This window comes from Nocardia sp. CS682 (assembly GCF_004634405.1).
GTDB lineage: Bacteria > Actinomycetota > Actinomycetes > Mycobacteriales > Mycobacteriaceae > Nocardia > Nocardia ninae.
In genome coordinates, this window is sequence record NZ_CP029710.1 from 1,006,734 (window position 1) to 1,019,894 (window position 13,161).

At 65.4% G+C, this 13,161-nt stretch carries 13 protein-coding genes; 7 read left to right on the forward strand and 6 right to left on the reverse strand.

The features are described from left to right. The first annotated feature begins 252 nt into the window (after positions 1-252). Positions 253-609: a hypothetical protein gene (locus DMB37_RS04145; RefSeq protein WP_135231541.1), complete on the forward strand. Its 357-nt coding sequence runs from the start codon at positions 253-255 to the stop codon at positions 607-609. Positions 610-697: 88 nt separating this feature from the next. On the opposite strand, the gene DMB37_RS04150 is transcribed toward DMB37_RS04145, so the two are convergent. Together DMB37_RS04150 and DMB37_RS04155 are read right to left on the reverse strand one after the other, a co-directional pair. Continuing rightward, positions 698-1,861 (reverse strand): hypothetical protein, encoded by a 1,164-nt coding sequence (locus DMB37_RS04150; protein ID WP_135231542.1) that lies wholly within the window; start codon positions 1,859-1,861, stop codon positions 698-700. 42 nt (positions 1,862-1,903) lie between these two features. Then, a complete protein-coding gene (locus DMB37_RS04155) occupies positions 1,904-3,343 on the reverse strand; it encodes a YiiX/YebB-like N1pC/P60 family cysteine hydrolase (RefSeq protein WP_240772233.1) in 1,440 nt (479 codons plus the stop codon). Positions 3,344-4,218: 875 nt separating this feature from the next. On the opposite strand from DMB37_RS04155, the gene DMB37_RS04160 reads away from it, so the two are divergent. Further along, entirely contained in the window at positions 4,219-5,226 is a 1,008-nt protein-coding gene (locus DMB37_RS04160) for a cutinase family protein (protein ID WP_167768731.1), read from the forward strand. Between the two features lie 31 nt (positions 5,227-5,257). On the opposite strand, the gene DMB37_RS04165 is transcribed toward DMB37_RS04160, so the two are convergent. Together DMB37_RS04165 and xylA are read right to left on the reverse strand one after the other, a co-directional pair. After that, the gene (locus DMB37_RS04165) at positions 5,258-6,472 is read right to left on the reverse strand and encodes an ROK family protein (RefSeq protein WP_135231545.1); all 1,215 of its coding nucleotides are present in this window, start codon (positions 6,470-6,472) and stop codon (positions 5,258-5,260) included. 16 nt (positions 6,473-6,488) lie between these two features. Beyond that, positions 6,489-7,670 carry a xylose isomerase gene (xylA, locus tag DMB37_RS04170; protein WP_135231546.1) on the reverse strand — a complete coding sequence of 394 codons (1,182 nt, stop codon included), beginning with the start codon at positions 7,668-7,670 and terminating at the stop codon, positions 6,489-6,491. 177 nt (positions 7,671-7,847) lie between these two features. Here xylA and DMB37_RS04175 point away from each other — a divergent pair, with 177 nt between their 5' ends. The 4 genes from DMB37_RS04175 to DMB37_RS04185 all read left to right on the forward strand — a co-directional run bounded on the left by DMB37_RS04175 (position 7,848) and on the right by DMB37_RS04185 (position 9,986). Then, positions 7,848-8,660, forward strand: coding sequence for an Imm49 family immunity protein (locus DMB37_RS04175; RefSeq protein ID WP_167768732.1), 813 nt, complete (start codon positions 7,848-7,850; stop codon positions 8,658-8,660). Continuing rightward, positions 8,657-9,082: a hypothetical protein gene (locus tag DMB37_RS40405; protein ID WP_167768733.1), complete on the forward strand. Its 426-nt coding sequence runs from the start codon at positions 8,657-8,659 to the stop codon at positions 9,080-9,082. Before DMB37_RS04175 ends, DMB37_RS40405 begins: the two co-directional genes overlap by 4 nt. 137 nt (positions 9,083-9,219) lie before the next feature. Next, positions 9,220-9,546: a DUF3618 domain-containing protein gene (locus DMB37_RS40410; protein ID WP_167768734.1), complete on the forward strand. Its 327-nt coding sequence runs from the start codon at positions 9,220-9,222 to the stop codon at positions 9,544-9,546. A gap of 74 nt (positions 9,547-9,620) precedes the next feature. Next, on the forward strand, positions 9,621-9,986 hold the full coding sequence (locus DMB37_RS04185; RefSeq protein WP_135231549.1) for an STAS domain-containing protein: 366 nt from the start codon (positions 9,621-9,623) through the stop codon (positions 9,984-9,986). A 22-nt stretch (positions 9,987-10,008) separates the two neighbouring features. Here DMB37_RS04185 and DMB37_RS04190 read toward each other — a convergent pair whose 3' ends face one another. Together DMB37_RS04190 and DMB37_RS04195 are read right to left on the reverse strand one after the other, a co-directional pair. Next, positions 10,009-10,473, reverse strand: a complete 465-nt coding sequence (locus DMB37_RS04190) for an ATP-binding protein (RefSeq protein WP_135231550.1) — start codon at positions 10,471-10,473, stop codon at positions 10,009-10,011. A gap of 292 nt (positions 10,474-10,765) precedes the next feature. Further along, on the reverse strand, positions 10,766-11,713 hold the full coding sequence (locus DMB37_RS04195; protein ID WP_240772234.1) for a D-alanyl-D-alanine carboxypeptidase family protein: 948 nt from the start codon (positions 11,711-11,713) through the stop codon (positions 10,766-10,768). A gap of 311 nt (positions 11,714-12,024) precedes the next feature. On the opposite strand from DMB37_RS04195, the gene DMB37_RS04200 reads away from it, so the two are divergent. Beyond that, positions 12,025-12,672, forward strand: coding sequence for an MspA family porin (locus DMB37_RS04200; protein WP_135231551.1), 648 nt, complete (start codon positions 12,025-12,027; stop codon positions 12,670-12,672). Positions 12,673-13,161 lie beyond the last annotated feature (489 nt).

A 13,161-nucleotide genomic window follows, 5' to 3' on the forward strand; every position in this document is an offset into this window, starting at 1 on the left:
TGAGTAAAGAGATTGCCTGGTGTATGTTTTCACTCACCGAGCCGGGCTTTTATAGCCAAATGACATGACAAACTTGGTGATCGCGTCTCGAAAGCATCGCCACCTGCGGTAATGCATGGTGATCGGCGTTGCCGCCCTCGCGTCCGTCTCCGTCGAGGATGCGACTTCCCCGCCCTGCCTCCCCAGTCGAAAACCTCACGACAGATCAGCGAACTCTACGATTCACCTACGGAGACCAGAGAGTGGGCAAGCATGCAGATCGAAGAACGTCGAACGACCGTGCCCGCGCTGTGTGCGGTGGCAGTGTGGGGTTTGATCACCGCCGTACTGACCGCTCCCCTTGCCGCGGCCCTGCTCGGGCTCGTCTACCGGTTTCCGATCCCGTTCGGTGACGATGCGCGCGGCATCGAAGAGTTCGGCAACGCGGCAATGGCATCGGTGTACTACCTCGTCAAAGGCGAGGGGCTCGCGCTCGCCGCACTCGGCGCCGGTGCCGGCTTCTTCATCGCACGCTCCCTCGGGCCAGGGCTGACCCGCGCGCTGCCGCTTACCGTCCTGACCGCTTTCGGCTTGGCCATGCTCGGCGCGGTAATCCTCGCCGCGAGTTGACCAGCAGCGAACTCTCGCGTTCGGACGCGGCGCCCGCGCTCTGCCACATCACCAGACGCAGGCCATCGACTCGTACTCCCTCAGGTCGCTATTCGAGACCCGTCATGTCGGCGATAGAGTAGATGTTGCCACCACTCTCGGTCTTGCTTCCTTGGATGTCGTCGAGCCATGCCAGCGCGATCGGGCCGAGAGATTTGCGTCCGGATGCCAGGTCGTATTGCGAGAATTCGGCGTTCTCTCGATAGCTGATGGCCGAGATCGTTTGCCCGCGTACGGATAGCGCGACCTTGTCCTGTGGTCCGTGCACCGTCCACTCCTTCGTCACCGTGTTCGACCCGTCGAGTGGCACGGAGAGCACGTCACCGTCCCTGGTGACCCAGTAGAGCTTGTCTTTCAGCACCGCCAGTGAACTGCGATGCGTCTCCCAGGTGTAGCCGGGCATCGTCAGTGCTGTTTCGGTGCGCGTGCCGTCGGCGGTGCGGAACTTCACCAACGTCAGTCCGGTAGTGCCGCCGCCGGTTACGGTCTGCTCCGAGGCGTACAGCGCGACTATCTCGGATCCGTCCGCCGTGCACGGGGAGGTCGAGGTGACCGGGCGGAACTCCGGGTCGTAGTCCCACTGCCCGCGGGCGACCGGTGTGTTGTCTTGTCCCAGTTCGTAAAGCCAGTTCTTCGTCGCATTCTCGCCGCCGACGACGGATTGCCGGACGACCGCGAAGTTGGATTTTCCACAGTACGAGGAGGTTCCGACGATTCCTGCGACCTTTCCGGCGCGCACCGAATTGTCGGCACCGATCGAGGCGAAACGGTTGACGTACTCTCCGTTGACGATTCCGGTGTTGTACCAGATCGTCGACGCTCCGCCTTCCGGCTGGATCGCCGCTGATTGGACTATCGATTCCCGGTCGATACCGAACTGCTCGCTCGCATCCTCGGATATTGCCGCGACCGAGTCCGCGAACGAGGTGACGAGACGATCGCCCGCCGCGAGCACCCGATTGTTGCTGACCGCCGCACCGAGGTCCCGCCCGATCACCTTGCCGTCCGCACCGAAGACGAACAGCAGCGAACGGTCTTCCTGCCCAACAGATTCCATGGCAAGCGGTCCGACGACCACGGCCCCGGCGGCCGCCGCGGGCAGCCTGCGCAGGTCGTCGCCGGGGTAGTCGGGTTGGTCGGAGCACGAGACGGTCATCCCGATCAACACGGCGGCACATGCACTCGCCGCTCGCCGGGCCCTGGCTTCGACCATGCGCTAGGAGTTCCTCATCTTCTCGTTGAAGCGTCGCTGAAGTCACGGATAGTACTTGCGGACCCATCCGGATGTGAAGAGTTCCTTGGGGTACACAGACGGCGTAGGGTTCGGAAAACTGTCTTTCATATCGATGTCGCCATTGGATGCGTGCATGTAGGCGGCCCATACGATCTGGGAACAGTTGTACTGCTCGTCCTGAATATTGCGGTTGAAGGCGAAGTTGTTGTTGTAGGACTTCCCGAGCTTCGAGCGGACGAAAGCCACTGCGGAGGTACGGATCGCATCAGAGGTTTCGATCCAGCCCAGTTGCGGCTTTCGCACTTGTCGTCGACCGCCGTTGGTCGCGGTGCGGTTGTCGACTTCATGTACCCCCTTGCCTTGCGCCGCCTCGATCGTGTTCGTCGTCGACACGTAGATCCCGTTGTGTCCGTGGTTGACCAGCTTATTGATCACCACAAGGTCAGGGCTGGAATCAGCGTAGAAGATGTCGCCCTTGCCTCGTGCATCCGGCAGATTTTCATAGTCATCGGGAGAGGGGCTGTCGGGGCTCTTGACCTCTGTATATTGCCGAGCTCGCCGTAGCGCCTCGACCAGCACGTCGATGACAGGCGCGGCGATCTGTTGAGCCCAGCGCTGGGCAGCCGCGATCTGCTGTTCGCCGGTCGTGCCGGGATTCAGATACGCCAATTCGGACGCGGCAGGGCCCGGCGCCGTGAGGAGTCCACCCTGGAACTGCTGTTCGACGGTGACGTTGTTGTCGCGGCTGGTCTGATCTCCCGTCGGATATCCCAGACTGCTGCGCTCGTAGCCTGCCTTCGCCCACTTCTCGAGGATCACCCCGGCGACCGGATGGGGCCCGGTGCGGGGCGACCAGTAGATGACACCGCGCTCGAAGCGGTTCATTCGTCCTTGTCCGTCGGGCAGTTTGGTCTCGTCGGAGCTCGGGTAGCCGAGCCATCCGCCCTCCCAACCGGTTTCGCCCCATTTGTCCCGGATCGCACCGGCCACGTAGTAGGCCTCGTTCAGTTTCCAATAAATGATGCCGCCCTGGAAGTACTGTCGGCGGCCGATGTTGTCGGGGTTGACGACCTCATCAGAAGTGGGATATCCGAGCGGCCCGCCTTCCCAGCCGTTGCGCTGCCAGGCAGCGAAGAAGTGGTTGACCACCGGGTGCGCGCCACCGGTCGGCGACCAATATATGGGCCCGTTCTGGAAGGTAGAGCGTTTGCCGACGCCATCTGGGTTGGATAGTTCGTTGCTGGTCGGGAACAAGAGGAAGCTGTTCGGGCCGCCGAGTTCGTTGTACTTGTCGCGGATCGCGCCACACACCTCATACGGAGCCGGCCAGTACACCTGGCAGCCGGGGTTGGCGGTTGACCGGGTATGCGGGCGCGCCGCCGCTGCGGCCTCCATGGTCTCGGCCTTATCTGCGTCGGCCTTACTGAACCCCTTCGGAATCTGTTCGCAGTCCGAACGCATCTTGCCCGGCTCGATCGTGGCACGCGGGTTCCGCGTGGGAGCCCAGGAGACAGGCTTCGACTTCGTGCCCGGCGCGCACGACGTCGTAGTTGCTGAGGACGTCGGCGGGTTTGTTGACGAGGGTGCTGTGCTGGAGGTAGCGCGCGGCGCTGGTATAGGAGTGCTCGATGCCGGAGGGCGGGATGGTGCGGGTGTTGGTGGAGCGGTCGACGTCGTTGTGGAAGGGGACGGCACCGGGCTCGGTTGAGCCTGAGCGACCACGAGCCCGCCCGCTGTCAGAGCGCCGACCACCATTGCGATCGACGCGGCACGCACCAGCCCGTGCCGCGACCTCGACATTTTTTCCGAAAGTTGCTGAGACAACGCCAATGAACCCACCCCAATCCATTAACAGCAGGCACCGAGTGCCTGCCCGATATCGCGAAGGTACGGGGCCGGGCTGTCAGTGACCAGCGTCGAATTCCCCAGATGCGGCCAGTTGGTGCGAACGCCCGGTGTCCGCCGATCGACCGATAGAGCGCACCTGCCCATAGCGATAGCTTTGTTGTGCAGTCAGATTGGCTGAAGGTATCGGCGGCCCGATGCTCCGGATGCGGCGATCGACAGGCCGCAGAACCGTGACGAGTCGCTGACGCTGGTCGCTAGGAAGGGATCTCATGAGAGTCCCGTTGAAACGGTGTGCGACCGGAGCGAAGCGGCTCCGTCGTTGGACGGTTTCCGTCACAATGCTCACCTCATTGGTCGTGGTAGGTCCGGGTGTGGCGTCGGCGGACGACAATTGCCTATCCCCAGTCGTAATCGGTGCTGCGGGAACCAATCAGGGGCCGGCACACGCGCCGCCGCCTGGTGTCGACAGGAGCTCGCTGGTAGCCCGGTTGGGGGCGGAGGTCGCTGCCGCTGTCGCGCCGATTGCCGACAAACTCGGCCCGCTGGTGGTGACTCCGATCAACTATCCCGCGACGGGCCTCCAGGCGTTCGGTGCGGTCAATGCGAAACTGACCTACGACATCTCGGCCTACCGGATAAGCAAGGACACCGGCTATTCGCGCGCGTACGAGGAGCTGAAAAAGCAAGCGACGGAATGCCGTTCGGCGAAGTTCGTCCTGGTCGGCTATTCGCAAGGCGGTCACATCATGGGTGATCTCGCCCAGTCGGTGTTCCACGGCAACGGGCCGGTCGATCGCGCCCGCATCGCAGCGGTCGTTCTCATCGCTGAACCCGCGTACAACGGACCGTCGCCGCGAACAACGGAAGCGATCTACAGCCACGGCAAACTTACCCAGGATCAAGACCATTGGCGGATCGGGGGCGGTCTCGGGCAGCGCGCAGCCTTCCATGCCGACGATCCGGTGGTGTCGATCTGCGTGTACGGCGACCCGGTATGTGACGGTGAAGACCTCGTCGGGCAGGACGGCAAGCTGAAGCCGAAAGACAACCAGGAGATGCACCGGCGCTATCTCGGGCATGCTTTCGAAGGATCCAAGGACTTCGCAACCTGGGCCGGCGTCCAGGCCACCAGAATCATCCACCCGGCGCCGGCGGCCAATCGTCCTGGCCCGGCTCCTGCGGAGCTCCCCGGCAGGCCGGGTCCGGCACCCGCCCCAGCGCCCCCGCCTCGTGAGCCCGTAACGATCGCCCAATCCGACGCCAAGACCGTTACCGTGACCGTCGTCGACGCGGCAGGGGCCGGATCTCGGGCAGTGCGCTGCTGGAACGCGACCGACGCGACCCACAGCTGGAAGTCCAACTACCTCGGCGAAACCCGAGTCGATATTCCACGCAACGGAACTTTCACCGTCACCTGCCCGACCCCGCCCAAACCGGGGACCTTCTCGCTGGAGTTCTTCAATTGGCGATGGTCGCCGGCGATCCAGTGGCGGTGAGTGGCACCTCGTGGGCTTATGGATGCGGAGGCTATCGCCGCTCATCTGCCACGGCTAGGCGGCTCGGCGGCAGCAAGAGGTTCGGTTCGAGGCAGCAGCGGCGGGTGATCAGGGCGGCTGCACCGCGGGTGACGGCGGCGCTGCCGAATGCCGAGACGGTGAGCTGGGTGGGGCGGCGGGCGGCGGCGAGTACGCCGGTGCCGAGTTCGGTGCGGACGCCAGGTGCGAGGTGATCGAACAATGCTGCGTAGCTGCCACCGAGGACTACGGTCGCGATGTCGCAGATGTTGATCAGCGAGGCGAGGGCGGCGCCGAGGGCCGCGCCTGCGTTCGCTACGGCGGTGAGGGCGCGGGTGTCACCCTGGTCCAGGGCGTGTAGGAGCGCGGCGAGGTCGCGCTTGCCCGCGGTCCGCAGAATGGCGTGGAGTCCGGCGTATTGCTCCACGCAGCCGTGGCTGCCGCAGGGGCAGGGGCGGCCGGGGCGGGCGATGGTGACGTGGCCCAGTTCGCCGGCGAAACCGCTTCGGCCGCGAAACATGGCTCCGCCGATGACTATTCCGGCGCCGATGCCGACATCGCCGGAGACATAGACGAAGTCGTTCCCGGACAGCCGGTGTGGCCACACGTGGGCGAGGGCGGCGAGATTGGCTTCGTTGTCCACCGCTACGTTCGCCGCCGGTCGCCCGAGACCAACCGCGAGCTGATCGCCCGGTCGAATTCCGTTGAGGCCCGGCATGTTCGGGGTATGCACGACAACTCCGTCCTGGACGATGCCGGGTACGGCGAGCCCGATTCCGAGTGGGTCCCGGCCGCATGCGGCGATCGCGGTGCGAATCAGGCCGGCGAGCCGGGGCACGATGTCAGCTGCGGCAGCGTGGCGATTGTTCACCTCGATTCGCTGTTCGAATTCGGTCGAGCCGTCCAGCCGCTGCGCAGTGACTGCGAGGTGCCGTACGTTGATTTCCGCGCCGATCGCTACGGGTCCTGCGGCGGCGAAGTGTAGTGGGCGGGACGGCCGGCCATGTCCGGTGTTCACCACGACGCCTTCGGCGAGAATCTGTTGCTGCAGTAGGGGTTCCACGAGGCTGGCGACGGTGGCTTTGGTGAGGCCGGTGCGCTGGGCGAGTTCGGCCCGCGACGCCGGGCCGTCCAACATCTCCAGCAGCACCGCCTGGAAGTTCCCCGTCCGCACCTGTCGCAGGTGCACGGGGCTGGACGGCCGCGTCATCGCTCGCGGAACTGGCACCACTGTCCCTCGGCGCTCACCGCGCGCCGATAAGATGTTCGAGCGCCAGCTGATTCAACCGGACGAAACCGTATCCGCGCTCCCCGGCGCGGTCGGCGTCGAACTTCGCCGACTCCGCATCGGCCAGCAGATCGGCGTAGGTCTCCCCCGCCGCCAGCGTCGGGGTACGCAGCTCATCGACGCCTGCGGTCGCCAAGGCTTCGCGCACATCGGGATCCGCGCGGAAGGCGCGGGCGCGCTCGCGCAACAGCAGATACGTCCGCATGTTCGCAGCGGCCGACTCCCACACTCCTGCAAGGTCTTCGGTTCGTGACGGCTTGTAGTCGAAATGCCTTGGCCCGTCGTAAGCGGGCGCGCCGTCCGGTCCGCCGTTCTCCAGCAGATCGACCAAGGCGAAGGCGTTCATCAGATCGCCGTGCCCGAAAACCAGATCCTGGTCGTATTTGACGCCGCGCTGGCCGTTGAGGTCGATGTGGAACAGCTTGCCGTGCCACAGCGCTTGCGCGACGCCGTGCGCGAAGTTCAAGCCGGCCATCTGTTCATGCCCCACTTCGGGATTGACCCCGACCAACGCCGGATGAGCGAGCGTGGTGATGAACGCCAGCGCATGCCCGACGGTCGGCAGCAGGATGTCGCCGCGTGGCTCGTTGGGCTTGGGCTCGATCGCGAACCGGAGGTCGTAGCCGCGGTCTCGCACGAATCCGGTGAGCACATCGAGACTTTCGCGGTAGCGGTCCAACGCCGCGCGTACGTCCTTGGCGCTGTCGTACTCCGCGCCTTCGCGCCCGCCCCACAGCACATAGGTTCGCGCGCCCAGCTCAGCCGCCAGCTCCACATTCCGCAGAACCTTGCGCATCGCGAACCGGCGCACTTGCCGATCGTTGCTGGTGAACCCGCCGTCTTTGAACACCGGATGGGTGAACAGATTGGTGGTCACCATCGGCACTACGAGCCCGGTCTCGGCCAGCGCGGTCCGCAGTCGCGCGATGCGGCGATCTCGTTCGGTGGCGGACGCGCCGAACGGGATCAGATCGTCGTCGTGGAAGCTCAGACCGTAGGCGCCCAGCTCCGCGAGTCGATGCACCGCGTCGACCGCGTCCAGTTCCGGTCGGGTGGCGTCGCCGAACGGATCCCTCCCCTGCCACCCCACTGTCCACAATCCGAAGGAGAACTTGTCGGCAGGAGTTGGCGTAACCATATCGATCCTAGAGTTAATTCAGGTATTGAACTAAATATGTTCGAGCGTACCCGCCACCTCGCCCCAAGAAGCAGGCATCGAGGTCATTCCCCTGTGCGACAACTCATTTGGGTTCGGCACCGGGAGCTGCATCGATTGCCGGATCGGTGGCGCATCTCCACCCACTATGTTGGTCGCATGAGTGCCGCTCCCCCACCACACACCGACAGTGTCACCCTGACCGCGTTGTACGACGAGCTGGATCGTGCTGCGGGAGCGACGGATCGGGTCGGCGCGGCGGGACTGCCGAGCCTGATCGAGGCATTGTGGAACTACCTCGAAGCGATGGCGGCCGAGGACCCGGCAATGACGCACCGGCACGCACGGCCCGCCGTGTTGACCTTGTCGAACGCGACCAGCTCGTATTTCGGCGCGCGGCTACGGCACACCTCGGATACGGCGCGGTGTGACCTGCCGCTGCTACGCATGTCGGTGACAACGGGCCGCGACGAAGAGCTCGGCACACCATCGGTGCACGAGTGGATCGAAGCGTTCGAACTGGCCCTGATCTGCCGCAACGGTCCGCGTGACTTCTATCTGCGCAGCCAGTTCCACACTATGTATCACCCGAACCTGTGGACACCGGCCGATGCCGCGGAGCTGCGCGTGCCCTACGCCTACGCCGCCGCCCTTTCGGCGCTGCTACAGCGGGCCCGCTGGCCACGCAACAAGGACGTCAAAGCCGCTGTCGCCCAACTACTCCCGCCCGCGCTGGAGCGGCTGGCCGAGGCACCGGCAGATTCGGCATGGCTTCCACGTATCCGGATCATCGAGCGGCTCGCCGCCAAGAAGGACATCAGCCAGGAGCTCGCCGACGCGTTGCGCAACCCGCCGCGGTCTCGTATCGCGTGGCCGCTGCTGGCACTCGCCGCGCTGGCACATGATCAGAAGCTCCCGGCAGCCATCGAATCCGACTATCTACCAAGTCGATTCGTCGACTGGAAGTCATGACCGATCCGGTCGAGCTCCCGAGCAAGCGCGGGCACTACCGGCTACAGCGCCAGAAGGGCGGGGTCGGCTACTTCGGACAGGTAACCGTTGCGGTGGGCAGAGCAACGAAACCCGCTCGAAGCCAAGCTGTTTGGGCCGTCGATCCCGCCGATACCAGCTCGATCCAACCGCGGTTCGACCGAGAACTCGTCGACGCGGCGCTGCGCGGGGCCGAGGACGGGCTCGGTCTGCTCTCCCGAATCGGCGTCGACGTGTCGAACCTGGTTGTCCACGTCACCCACGTTCAACTCAATTTCACCGATATCGAGCAGACCGCGGTCCGGACCGCCGCTGCGCTCGCCGTCGCGGGCAGTCACGCACCATCGGGTCGATTCGCAGCCGAGTACGACGGCGGCTGGCGGCCCGTGGTGAACCCCCGCTGACCACACCGCGGCCACAGCACCGGGCGGCATCGCGCCGTGCCGGCGAGACCCGCGAGTCGTCGGGTTTGGGAATCGCGAAGCGGGCCATTTCGGTCTTGTACGAGCCGCTTCCCGGCGATCGAGAACGGACAACAGCGATGAACGATAAGAGGAACCCGTCCGCCGAGTCACCCGAGACGGAACTGCTGCGGGCCGACCGCGATCTGACCCGCGAGGAATTGGGCCAGACCATCGCGGAACTGACCGACAAGTTCGATGTTCGAGGAAGGGTGGAGGGCAGACTGCGGGAAACCGCCGAAACCGCCCGAGCGAAAGCGACCGGGGTGACCGGAGTCGCCCAGGAACGGGCCGTCCAGCTCGCGGCCGTGGCAAACAGCAGGCGAGTGCCGCTCGCCGCCGCAATCGCGGTAGTTATCGCGGCCCTGGTCGCATGGCTGATTCTGCGCGACCGCCGGAGCAGATGAGGGTGGTCGGATAGACCGAGCGCGGCGTAGGCAAAGTTCGGGTTGCGCGCCGACGGTGGCTCTATAGTGCCCAGGTGACTGAGCGTGAGCAGGAGTTGTCGCCGTTGCGGGTCGAGCATCGGATGGTCGGTGAAGTTGCGGTGGTCGCGGTACGGGGTGAGGTCGGCACCGAGACGGCTGCGCAGCTGGCGACCGCGGTCCGGGACGGGCTGGATCGCACCCGTGCCGCGTTCTGTGTGCTCGATCTGACCGATGTGCGATTCCTGGGGGGCGCGGGCTTGACGACTCTCGCCGCGACCAGCAGGGAAGCTGAAAACCGTCAGGAGCCGCTGCGGATCGTCGTCGACGCCAACCGCCCGGTGATCCGTCCCCTCGAAATCTCAGGTCTGGAGCGCTTTTTGGCCCTCTACCACAGCGTGGAAGACGCCCTCGCCGCGTGACTCGGACCTGTCGAGACGACCTCTAGCCGCCTGACCCCGGGTCCGTCGGATCGGGCGATGGCGCCGGGGCCACCGGCGAAAGCCGGGGGCGATCGAGCGGAAGCTCAGCCCACACCGTCTTGAATCGCTGATGGTGCACGACTCCCCAGGCGAGGGCTAGGCGGTCGAGCAGAATCATCCCGCGCCCACCCGTCAGGTCCGGTTCGCGCATATGCGGGTCCCCCGGTCCGCTGTCGTCGACCTCGATCCGCAGCCGACCCGAGCCCGCAGCAAACGTGAGGCGGCAGCGCCAGGGCGGACGGGCGTGCTCACGGGCGTTGGCCACCATCTCATCGGTGACCAGGACCGCGTCCTCGACGACGACACTGGTATCAGGTGCGAGCAGCGTCCGTACCGCATCCCGAATCCGCCAGTCCGGCGTGACGTCGAGATCGAACTCCACGCCCTGCTCATCACCGCTCGGGATCGGCCACGCGGGCGTTCTCATTCCGGCTTCCTCCGCTCGCCGTAGGCCAAAGATAACGACTGGCTACCCATGAAACCACCCAGGAAACCTGGCTCTGGCCCGGCTCCGGCGGCCCCACCGCTGCGGCAACGCCGATTTTCTACGGCAAGACGACTCTGCTGACCGATTGTCAAGGTGTGCAGGGTTCGGCTCGGGTGCTCGCCATGTAGGCGCTTGTAGGCGACGGCGAAGCGACTCCCGCATCATCAGTAGAACGGCGGCTCAGCTCAGAGCACGCGCGCTACCGCGAGAAGACTGATGGTGCCGCTGACCGCTAACCGATCGGCAGCGCGCTGAGGATCGGGCCGTAGAACCAGTCCAGCATGCGCTCAGCGTCGTCCTTCGCGGCGACGGCGCCGTGGGTCGAGCTGTGCAGCACCACACCGATCAGCGGTATTCCGGCCCGGACCGTCTGGAACAGCAGGCACGTTCCCGCAGCGTCGGTGTACCCGGTCTTGATGCCGACCGCGCCGGGATAGTCGCCCAGCAGCAGGTTCGTGGTGTGCCAGTGGTGCTCGCGGTTGCCGGGGCCGGCGGGCAGGTGATAGCTGTGCGTCCCGACGATGTCACGGAACACCGGTTGGCTCATCGCGCGCAGGCCCAGGGTCACCAAGTCCGCCGGCGTGGAGGAATTGGAGTCGTCGTTCGGGACGGGAAGACCACTGGGGTCGGTGAAATGCGTTCCCGCCAGGCCCATTTGACGCGCTGTGTCGTTCATCTTGGTGATGAAACCGTCCTGGCCGGGCCCGAAAGCCTCGGCCAGCGCGTAGGTGGCGTCACAGCCCGACGGCAGCATCATCGCGTAGAGCAGCTGGCGTGCGGTGAGCACCTCGCCGGGGGCAAGGCCTGCGGTGCTTCCGTCGTGCCTGACGCAGTAGGCGATGCTTTCGTGCGGCACGGTGATCGTCCGTTCGAGGTCACCGGCGTTGACCACCACCAGTGCCGTCATCACTTTGGTGATGCTGGCTATCGGGACGACCGTATTCGGTTGCCGCGACCACAGCACCGTACCGGCGATCCCCTCCGCCAGCGCCGCCGCCGACGCCTGCACGCCGTCCGGCTCCGCACTCGTCCACGGCAACTGCGGCCAGGACACCTGGCCCTGCGGCAGTTGCGGCCAGAACACCTCGCTCTGCGCGGGGGTAGCCGCGACGCCCTGCCCGACTGCCACGAGCAGCACTCCGGCGACCACGCTCTGCAACAATCGGGCAAATGTCCGCATGGTCGACATTCTGCCGCCCCACCTCGCCGATCAGCGGGATTTCATCGAGGAGTCGACCCGCGATTCTGTATCCGAGATCGCGGTCGGTAACGGTTCGAACACGCGCACCTCAGTTCCCGATCCACCGGCGACTATCGGTCCCTTCGTAGTCCACAGGGCCAGAGCCCTTTTCATGTCAATCGTCCGTCGCACCCGATCCAATCCCGAACCGGCCACCAAGAGTGGCAGTGCTCACATATAGCACCGCCGGAAATGACTGCCATGCAAGATAGCTACAAGTTTGCCAGTTGGTTTTGGAAGGGGTGGGACTGATGGGGAGAATTGTGCGAGCCGTGGCGAGCGTCGCGGCGAGCAGTACCGTGCTGCTGGCCGGGATGTGGGCTGCCGGCGTTGCCGGTGCGGATCCAGTGGCCGACAAGCATCGGGAAACTGTCACCGATGACGGGTGGACTCTCGCGGTAACCAAGACGGAAGAGAATCTGGATCGGTATCCGAATCTGGCCTCGACGATGTTCACCCGCGAGGGCTTTGTCAGCCTCAAAGCGATCGCCGAAATCACCGGGGCGGGAACTGCGCCGGTCTCGGCAGGCTCGCTGGCGTTGGGGTATCAGATCGGCTGCCAAGTCGATGTCTCCACGGGTCTCACCCTCGGCATGGGGTTCTCGGTCGGCCCGAACGCCTCACTCAACATCAGCTGGCCCCCCAGCGTCAGCCTCGGTGCGAGCGCGTCGGTGTCACCGAACATCTCCACCACCCTCAAACCGGGATCCATCGCCACCATCGACTTCGGCACCAAACCCCTGGCCGGGCCGCGCGCGTCGATCACCGCCGAGCAAGTCCAGGTCAAAATCGACTCCTGCATGGGCCCGGTGAGTCTGCGCTCCTACGCCACCGCACGGATCTCCACGCCCGCCGCGGACAACTCCGTCACCGTCTACGGCGACCCGGTGTACCTATGAGCAGCGCAAAGACCGTGCCTGCCAAACGCATTCAGGAGCGCGGGCGTTCGATATGCCAGGCGACCATGAGCCGCCGAGGACGCTGGCGGCGCACCGGTGCCGCCCTCGCCACGACAGGGTCGCTGCTGATGGTTTCGGCCGTGCTCACCACCGTCGATCCCGCCGCCCCACCCGCGTCGGCAGGACCTTATATTCCGTGTGAGCAGTGGCAGCAGATGCATCCGGGCTGGCCGTGTGTCGATGTTCCCGAACCCTCCCAACCGCCCGCCCCCTCTCAACCGCCGCTGCCGACCTGGGCACAGAGCCAGCCCGGCACCGGTGGCGGGTCTCGCGCGGGTGCACTCACGCCACCACCGGTCGGTCCCGGAAACGGCGCACCGATCGTCCCGATACCCGAGCAGCAGGTACCGCAACCACGGCCGGCATCACCGCCGCCGACAGCCGCTCCCGGCTCTGCGGCGCTTCCGTTGCCGACCACCAGTGTGGGAC

Coding starts and splice junctions, on each gene's coding strand:
- DMB37_RS04145 (WP_135231541.1), top strand. CDS start 253: ATGCAGATCGAAGAACGTCGAACGACCGTGCCCGCGCTGTGTGCGGTG.
- DMB37_RS04195 (WP_240772234.1), bottom strand. CDS start 11,713: ATGCGGACATTTGCCCGATTGTTGCAGAGCGTGGTCGCCGGAGTGCTG.
- DMB37_RS40410 (WP_167768734.1), top strand. CDS start 9,220: ATGAACGATAAGAGGAACCCGTCCGCCGAGTCACCCGAGACGGAACTG.
- DMB37_RS04175 (WP_167768732.1), top strand. CDS start 7,848: ATGAGTGCCGCTCCCCCACCACACACCGACAGTGTCACCCTGACCGCG.
- DMB37_RS04155 (WP_240772233.1), bottom strand. CDS start 3,343: ATGCGTTCGGACTGCGAACAGATTCCGAAGGGGTTCAGTAAGGCCGAC.
- DMB37_RS04150 (WP_135231542.1), bottom strand. CDS start 1,861: ATGGTCGAAGCCAGGGCCCGGCGAGCGGCGAGTGCATGTGCCGCCGTG.
- DMB37_RS04190 (WP_135231550.1), bottom strand. CDS start 10,473: ATGAGAACGCCCGCGTGGCCGATCCCGAGCGGTGATGAGCAGGGCGTG.
- xylA (WP_135231546.1), bottom strand. CDS start 7,670: ATGGTTACGCCAACTCCTGCCGACAAGTTCTCCTTCGGATTGTGGACA.
- DMB37_RS40405 (WP_167768733.1), top strand. CDS start 8,657: ATGACCGATCCGGTCGAGCTCCCGAGCAAGCGCGGGCACTACCGGCTA.
- DMB37_RS04200 (WP_135231551.1), top strand. CDS start 12,025: ATGGGGAGAATTGTGCGAGCCGTGGCGAGCGTCGCGGCGAGCAGTACC.